Origin of the sequence: Streptomyces beijiangensis (genome assembly GCF_017315755.1) — a bacterium.
Classification (GTDB): Bacteria; Actinomycetota; Actinomycetes; order Streptomycetales; family Streptomycetaceae; genus Streptomyces; species Streptomyces beijiangensis.
Genome location: NZ_JAFLRJ010000109.1, coordinates 1 through 7,403 on the forward strand (window position 1 = coordinate 1; position 7,403 = coordinate 7,403).

Below are 7,403 nucleotides of genomic sequence, written 5' to 3' on the forward strand. Positions count from 1 at the left end.
CGCCAAGGAGGAGGCTCCCCGTGCTGCCCGGCACGCTACCCGCCCATCAGCCGGGGAGCCTCCTCCTTGGCGTCGACGCGGACACCGTCCACCGCTTCGAGCCGCCCGGCGAGACCCTGTGCCCAGGCTGAGAGCCCGTTGAGATCGATCCCGTACGGCACACGCTCCCCGTACGCATCCGCCCAGCCCGCGCCCCTCCGCAGGAGCCGTGCCCCGCCTGCGGTGTTGCCCCGTGCGGCATGAGTGAGCCCGACGGCGAGCTGTGCCAGCCCACGCCAGAGGGCGCGTTCCTCCTCGGGCCCCGACTTCCACGCGTCCTCGAACACCTCATGCGCATGGAACGGCATCCCGGCGTCCAGCAGCCGCTGCGCCTCGTGCACCGTCTCGGCGGGGCGGCGGGTCACTCCCTCAGGCTGGCGCTCGACACCGGGAGTCCCGTACGGCAGTGGCCGTCCGAGGCCGTCGCGCGGACGGGCGTTGCGCGCCCGCCCCTCTTCGTCCCTGTCCCGCTTGTCGTTCATCCGCCGATTGTCGCGTGTCCCGGCGGAGTCAGTCGCACGCCCGGATTGATGTATGGTTCTCATGCAGGTCAGGCCGAGGGAAACACCAGGTCAGACGGGCATCGGGACGTGGCGCAGCTTGGTAGCGCACTTGACTGGGGGTCAAGGGGTCGCAGGTTCAAATCCTGTCGTCCCGACTCGAAAGAGTCGTGGATCAGGGGCCGATTCAGAGCAATCTGAATCGGCCCCTGATCGTTTTCGGCGACATGGGGGACTCGATCCCGGTGGCCGGGGTCCGGCCAACTGCTGCGCGTGGCCCTGCAAAGACCTGCGACGATCGCCACATGCTGCAGGTCTGTCTGAACGGCGCCAGGACCCGGACCGAGTCCGCCCACCTCCCCGTGACCCCTCACGAGCTGGCGGAAGCCGCTCGCGAGGCTGTCCACGCCGGAGCCGAGGACATTCACCTCCACCCCAAGAACCACGACGGCCAGGACACTCTCGAACCGGCCCATGTGGACGCCGCGGTCGCCGCCGTGCGCGCGGCCGTACCGGACATCCCCGTCGGCGTGACCACCGGAGCGTGGACACAGCCGGATGCCGGGCAGCGGGCCGGACTCATCGGCTCCTGGACCGTGCTTCCCGACCACGCCTCCGTGAACTGGCACGAGGACGGCGCCGCCACCGTCGCCGAGACGCTGCTGCGGCGCGGCATCGGCATCGAAGCCGGCATCTACTCCGGAACCGACGCCGCCCGGCGATTCCTCGCCTGGCCGCACGCGCACCGCGTGCTCCGTGTACTGGCCGAAGTCACCGACACCGACCCGCTCTTCGCCCCGGGCGTCGCCGCCTCGCTCCTGAACGCCCTCAGCGGTACGGACCGGCCGATCCTCCTCCACGGAGAGGAGGCCGCGGCCTGGGCCGTCCTGAGCACAGCGGTCGCCCGCGGGCTGGCCACCCGCATCGGCCTGGAGGACGTACTCCTGCTGCCCGATGGGACGCCCGCCACGAGCAACGCCGACCTGATCCGGGCGGCGCGAGCTGTGATCCAGAAGGCGTAGGAGGGCGATGCCCCGCGCGGCTGTGCCAGGGGTTTGCTTTCCGGTCCCTGCAGGTATTTTCCCGGCCTGCCACGGATAAACCTCTGATTTCCCTGTTGTTTGGCGGCCCGCTGGGCAGGTGCCGAACCGGCTCGCATTTTCAACATAACCTCTGCAAGCAGAGATCCGGTACATGTGTACAACTTGTATAGGCGATTGTCCGAAAGGGATTGCTGAGCCGCGCCTGCCGCCGGAGAGAGCCCTGGTGACGCCTCTCCGGTGAGGCTCCTGGGGCCGTCAGGAGCGTGCCGCGTGGCTGAATCCGACTCTGCCGGATGCCTAGACCATTGAAATCCCCGAGCGTCGCTTTTCTCTCGATTCGCTCAAAAATAGCCCCGTTCAGGACTGTAAGGGAAACGTAGAATAATTAACAATGCCGCCATTGACAGGTGACGCACAGCTGCCGACTAATTGGTGAGCGGCGAATATAATTCGCCGTCGACCTGTAAAGCGTGTGGTCGACCCGTGCATCACATGGGAGACACGCAATTGACTGTCACCGGTATATCGAGACCGGCTTTCAGACGGAGAAGATCGGCCTGGACCGGGCTGACCGCCCTGGCCGGGGCCTCCGCCATCGCCGTCATGGGGCTCGCCGCTCCTGCGGCGAGCGCGGCGGCTTCTGCCAACACTGATGTCAACACCAAACCGTCCGTAGAGGCCTCCTGCGCCGAACCCGCCGCCGGAGAGGTCCGCTGCTTCGCGCTGCGCCGCACCGACGTGGCCGGCAAGGAAGGAGTCCAGCCCAACGCCGCCACCCCGAGCGGCTGGGGCGCCACCGCACTCCAGGGCGCCTACAACCTGCCGGCCGACGGCGGAGCGGGCCAGACGATCGCCATCGTCGACGCCTACGACGACCCGACCGCCGAGGAGGACCTCGCGGTCTACCGGGCGCAGTACGGACTGTCCGCCTGCACCACGGACAACGGCTGCTTCAAGAAGGTCGACCAGCGGGGCGGCACCGACTACCCGGCGGCCGACAGCGGCTGGGCCGGTGAGATCTCGCTCGACCTGGACATGGTCTCGGCAGCAGCGCCGTACGCGAAGATCGTCCTGGTGGAGGCCGACTCCGCCAGCTTCGAGGACATGGGCGCCTCGGTCGACCAAGCGGTCGCGCAGGGTGCCAAGTTCGTCTCGAACTCCTACGGCACGGGCTACGACAGCACCCCCGGCAGTGGTGAGGACCCGTCGGAGACCACCGAATTCGACGCCCACTACAACCACCCGGGTGTCGCGGTGGTCGCCTCCTCGGGCGACAGTGCCTACGGTGTCTCCTACCCGGCGGCCTCGCAGTACGTGACCTCTGTGGGCGGTACCGCCCTGAAGCAGGACTCCTCCAGCACGCGTGGCTGGTCCGAGTCGGTCTGGTTCAACAGCCACGGCGGTCCGGGCTCGGGCTGCTCGGTGTACGAGGACAGGCCCGCCTGGCAGGCGAGCGTCGTCACCGATTGCGACAAGCGCGCGGTCTCCGATGTCTCCGCGGTCGCCGACCCGTTGACCGGTGTCTCGGTCTACCAGACCTACGGCGGGGGCGGCTGGGCCGTCTACGGCGGCACCAGCGCCTCCTCGCCGATCATCGCCGGTGTGTACGCCGCGGCCGGCACCCCGCCGGCGGGCACCTACCCGGCCGCGTACCCCTACGCGGCGGGCGGCAGCGGTCTGAACGACGTCGTCGACGGCAACAACGGCTCCTGCACCCCGGCCAGACTGTGCACCGCGGGTACGGGCTGGGACGGTCCGACCGGACTCGGTACGCCCAACGGCGTGCAGGCGTTCCGGAACGGTCCGCACGGCGTACTGAGCGGCACCGTCACCAGCAGCGCCACCGGTGCCCCGGTCGCAGGTGCGGAGATCACCGCGGGTGACTCCCAGGCCAGGTCCGGGGCGGACGGCACCTATTCGCTGACGCTGACGCCCGGCACCTACGACCTGAAGGTCGCCGCCTACGGCTACACCACGGCCACCTTCTCCGGCGTCGAGATCACCGACGGAGGCTCGGTGACCAAGAGCCTCGCGCTCACCCCGGTCCCGAACCGGACCGTCTCCGGCAAGGTCACTGATGGTTCCGGCCACGGCTGGCCGCTCTATGCGGCGGTCACCGTCGACGGTGTACCCGGCGCGCCGGTCGAGACCGACCCGGCCACCGGCGCCTACTCGGTCGACCTCCCGGCCGGCAAGACCTACACCCTGAAGGTCACCAGCAACTACCCCGGTTACCAGAGCGCCACCAAGGCCGTCACCGTGGGCGACTCGGCGGTCTCCGCCAATGTGAGCCTGCCGGTGGACGCCTGGGCGGGCACCGCGCCCGGGTACACGGCGGCGGATGTGGGCACCACCGAGCCCTTCGACTCGACCACGTCGGCCCCTGAGGGCTGGACCGTCGTCAACGCCGAAGGCACCACCGGAGGATGGGAGTTCGACGACCCGGGCAACCGGTCGAACACCACCGGCGGCAAGGGTGCCTTCGCCATCGTGGACAGCGACAAGGCGGGCAGCGGCAAGACCCAGGATTCCACGCTGACCAGCCCGTCCTACGACTTCTCGGGCACGGATCTGCCCGAACTCGGCTACCGGACCAGCTATAAGACGTTCTCCAACCAGAAGGCCGAAGTCGAGGTGAGCTCGGACGGCGGCACCACCTGGTCCACGGTCTCCTCGCACACCACCGCTGTCACCGGTTCCAAGATCACCGTTCCGCTCACCGGCTACGCGGGCAAGTCCGACGTCCGGGTGCGGTTCCACTTCACCGGCAAGTTCGGCTGGTGGTGGCAGGTCGACGACGTGTTCATCGGCTCCCGCAGCGTCTCCACCGTCCCCGGCGGTCTTGTCGTCGGGCAGGTCGACGACGCCAACACCGGCGACGGCATCGTCGGGAGCACGCTCAACGGCACCGGTGACGGCGCCGTGAGCACCACCTCGGCCGCCACCCCGGACGACACGGCGCTCGGCGACGGCTTCTACTGGGCCTTCGCACCGGTCGGCAAGCAGACCGTGACCGCCGCGAAGCCCAAGTACACCAGCGCGTCCAAGGCCGTGGTCTTCGCCGCCGACTCGACGGTGACCAAGGACTTCTCCCTCAAGGCCGGGCGTCTCAAGGTGACACCCGCCGCGGTCAACGCCCCGGTGGCGTGGGGAGGTTCGGCGGCCAAGACCGTCACGATCAAGAACACCGGCGGTGCCGACGCGACCGTCAAGCTGGCCGAGAAGTCCGGCGCCTTCACACCGGCGGTCCCGGGTGCTCCGCTGATCAGCAAGAAGGGGGATTATTCGCCTCTGTCGGCCAAGAGTCAGGCGGGCAGGTCCGCCGGTGCCGCGGTGGCTCCGGCCGAGGGCGGCGATGCCTGGCAGACCGTGGCTGATCTGCCCGACGCCCGCATGGACAACGCGGTCGCCGCCGACAACGGCAAGATCTACTCGGCGTTCGGCTACGACGGTGCGGACGACACCAGGACCCTGTACTCCTATGAGGCCGAGACCGGCTGGACGAAGCTGGCCGACGCGGCCGACACGCGGGAGGCTCCGGCCCGCGGCTTCATCAACGGCAAGCTGTACGCCGTCGGCGGGTGGGGTGCCAGTGGGGCCCCGGACGCCAAGCTGGAGATCTACGACCCCGCCACCAACACGTGGTCGACCGGCGCCTCTTCGCCGGCTCCGCTGGCGGGCGCGGGCTCCGCGGTCCTGAACGGCAAGCTCTACTCGGTCGGCGGCTGCACCACCGCCTGCGGTTCCGCATCGGTGACGGTCTACGACCCGTCGGCCAACTCGTGGTCCACGGCGGCAAACTACCCGGAGAGCGTCGCCTGGGAGTCCTGCGGCAGCATCAGCGGACTGCTGTACTGCTCGGGCGGCACCAACAGCGCCGGTGAGCTGAAGTCCGCGTACGTCTACGACCCGGCCGCCGATTCCTGGTCGGCCCTTCCGGACATGCCGAAGACCCTGTGGGGCTCGTCCTGCACAGCGGCCAACGGACTGCTCCTGATCTCATCCGGCGTCAGTGGCGCAGCCCTCACCAACGCGGGTTACGCCTACGACCCGGCCGCAGGAACCTGGTCGTCCCTGCCCAACGCCGACGTGGCGACCTACCGCGGCGGCGGCGCCCCGGGCTTCTACAAGGTCGGTGGCGCCAACGCACCCAGCACCCCGTCCACCGCTGTGGAACTGCTCGCCGGTTACGACCAGACCGGCGGTTCGGACGTCAGCTGGCTGTCGTTGGACACCTCGGAGTTCAAACTCGCTCCGGGAGCCAGCGTCGCGGTCGCGGTGTCGGTGAAGGCCTCGGTCGACGAGATCACCCAGCCGGGTGCCTACGCGGCCCAGATCGGCATCTCCGCCAACACCCCGTACACGGTGGCCTCGGTCCCCGTCACCATGACGGTTGCCCCGCCCAACACCTGGGGCAAGATCACCGGAACGATCCTCGGCACATCATCGGCGGGTTCCGCGCCGCTCAAGGGAGCCACCGTCCAGATCGACTCGTGGGCGTCCTCGTACACCCTCATCACCGACAAGGACGGTCACTACGCGCTCTGGCTCGATGCCCGTAACAACCCCCTCACCGTGATCGTCGCCAAGGACGGTTACGCCCCGAAGGTGGCCACGGTCAAGGTCGTCAAGAAGGGAACGGTGACCACGGACTTCACTCTGAAGAAGTCCTAGAAGACGTGGCGGGTCCGGCCTCGTGCCGGGCCCGCCACGCACACCGGACTGCACACTCAGGGCCGCTCACCACCAGTAGACGGGGTACGGCTGCCGGGCAGCGCGTGCGTTGATCACCCCCACCGCCACCAGCAGCACCGAGGCCACAACCAGCAGGCCGAGGAACGGAAGCGGATCGGGGCCGGTGAGCGCCACGATCACGGCGGTCGCCGCGGCGGGCGAATGTGTCACCCGCAGGACCAGCATGACGCCGACCGCAAGCCCGCCCGCGACCGCAGCGCTCCACTTGTTGGCGCCGCCCACGGACAGGACCAGGAATCCGGTCACCGCGGACACCAGTTGGCCGCCGATCACATTGCGCGGCTGGCCGAGCGGTGTCGCCGATGCGGCCGTCACCAGCGAGATGCTCGCCGCGAGCGGAGGGATCAGCAGCGTCTGTCCCCACCAGGAGCCCACCGCCACCAGGAGGACGAGCGCGCCGACCGAGGAAGCGGTGGCGATCAGGAGTGCGCGCGACGGCATCCGTGAGGGGGATCTGCTCCGGTACCAGGGTTCGGGGCCGGAAGTGGCAACACTCTTCTGAGCAGTGGCGGTTGAGGCCATGCCGATTGATCCCCTCCTGCACAGGGCGGACTTGGCGCAGCGCCCATGCGGGGACCGCCGCCTACCTCCTTTTGTATACAGTATGGGATTCTGTAGAGGAAGGGTCAGCCGGCCGTCGCGTAGTGCTGCAGGTAGAGGAATACGGACTTCCAGCCGGAGCCCACATTGAGGATGTGGAGCTGGCCGCCGGACGGGCCCAGGTCGAGCGCGGTGATGCCCTCCGTCTCGTCGCCCGGTTCGACGTCCTGGGCGAACTCCCAGGTGACGGCGCCCGTGGCGGGGTCGATCGCGTACACGGACTTGTCGCCGGAGATGTCCACCGAGGCGTACAGACTGCCCCGGAGAAGGGTGGCGCCCTGGATCCTGCTGAGAGGGCGCGACAGCTTGACCGTACGGCGCACGGGGAGCGGTGACCCGGCGGGCAGCGTCCGCAGGTCGTTGAGGCTGAAGACGACGAGCCGGTCGGTGGAGCCGGCGGTGTCCTGGTTCCAGGCCGCGGCGTAGACGAGTCCGGCTGCCGCGTCGACGGCGACCCACGGGACGC

General features: G+C 69.1%; 5 protein-coding genes and 1 tRNA gene. 3 read left to right on the plus strand and 3 right to left on the minus strand.

Annotated elements, in window-relative coordinates:
• Nucleotides 1–35: 35 nt before the first annotated feature.
• On the minus strand, nucleotides 36–521 hold the full coding sequence (locus J0695_RS12465; RefSeq protein WP_206962058.1) for a DUF309 domain-containing protein: 486 nt from the start codon (nucleotides 519–521) through the stop codon (nucleotides 36–38).
• Between the two features lie 102 nt (nucleotides 522–623).
• Between J0695_RS12465 and J0695_RS12470 the strand changes: the two genes are divergently transcribed.
• The 3 genes from J0695_RS12470 to J0695_RS12480 all read left to right on the plus strand — a co-directional run bounded on the left by J0695_RS12470 (nucleotide 624) and on the right by J0695_RS12480 (nucleotide 6,256).
• A tRNA-Pro gene (locus J0695_RS12470) sits at nucleotides 624–697 on the plus strand.
• A 147-nt stretch (nucleotides 698–844) separates the two neighbouring features.
• Complete coding sequence (locus tag J0695_RS12475; RefSeq protein WP_206962059.1) at nucleotides 845–1,561, plus strand: 3-keto-5-aminohexanoate cleavage protein; 717 nt, start codon at nucleotides 845–847, stop codon at nucleotides 1,559–1,561.
• A 528-nt stretch (nucleotides 1,562–2,089) separates the two neighbouring features.
• Nucleotides 2,090–6,256, plus strand: a complete 4,167-nt coding sequence (locus J0695_RS12480; protein WP_307798581.1) for a carboxypeptidase regulatory-like domain-containing protein — start codon at nucleotides 2,090–2,092, stop codon at nucleotides 6,254–6,256.
• Nucleotides 6,257–6,322: 66 nt separating this feature from the next.
• On the opposite strand, the gene J0695_RS12485 is transcribed toward J0695_RS12480, so the two are convergent.
• Both J0695_RS12485 and J0695_RS12490 read right to left on the minus strand, forming a co-directional pair.
• The gene (locus J0695_RS12485) at nucleotides 6,323–6,778 is read right to left on the minus strand and encodes an HPP family protein (RefSeq protein ID WP_242552555.1); all 456 of its coding nucleotides are present in this window, start codon (nucleotides 6,776–6,778) and stop codon (nucleotides 6,323–6,325) included.
• Between the two features lie 185 nt (nucleotides 6,779–6,963).
• The coding region (locus tag J0695_RS12490; RefSeq protein WP_206962061.1) for a PQQ-binding-like beta-propeller repeat protein at nucleotides 6,964–7,403 on the minus strand (440 nt) is incomplete at its 5' end.

What these genes read in the sequence shown, in the direction of transcription:
- J0695_RS12465 (WP_206962058.1), bottom strand. Translation starts at nt 521, where the DNA reads ATGAACGACAAGCGGGACAGGGACGAAGAGGGGCGGGCGCGCAACGCC.
- J0695_RS12475 (WP_206962059.1), top strand. Translation starts at nt 845, where the DNA reads ATGCTGCAGGTCTGTCTGAACGGCGCCAGGACCCGGACCGAGTCCGCC.
- J0695_RS12485 (WP_242552555.1), bottom strand. Translation starts at nt 6,778, where the DNA reads ATGCCGTCGCGCGCACTCCTGATCGCCACCGCTTCCTCGGTCGGCGCG.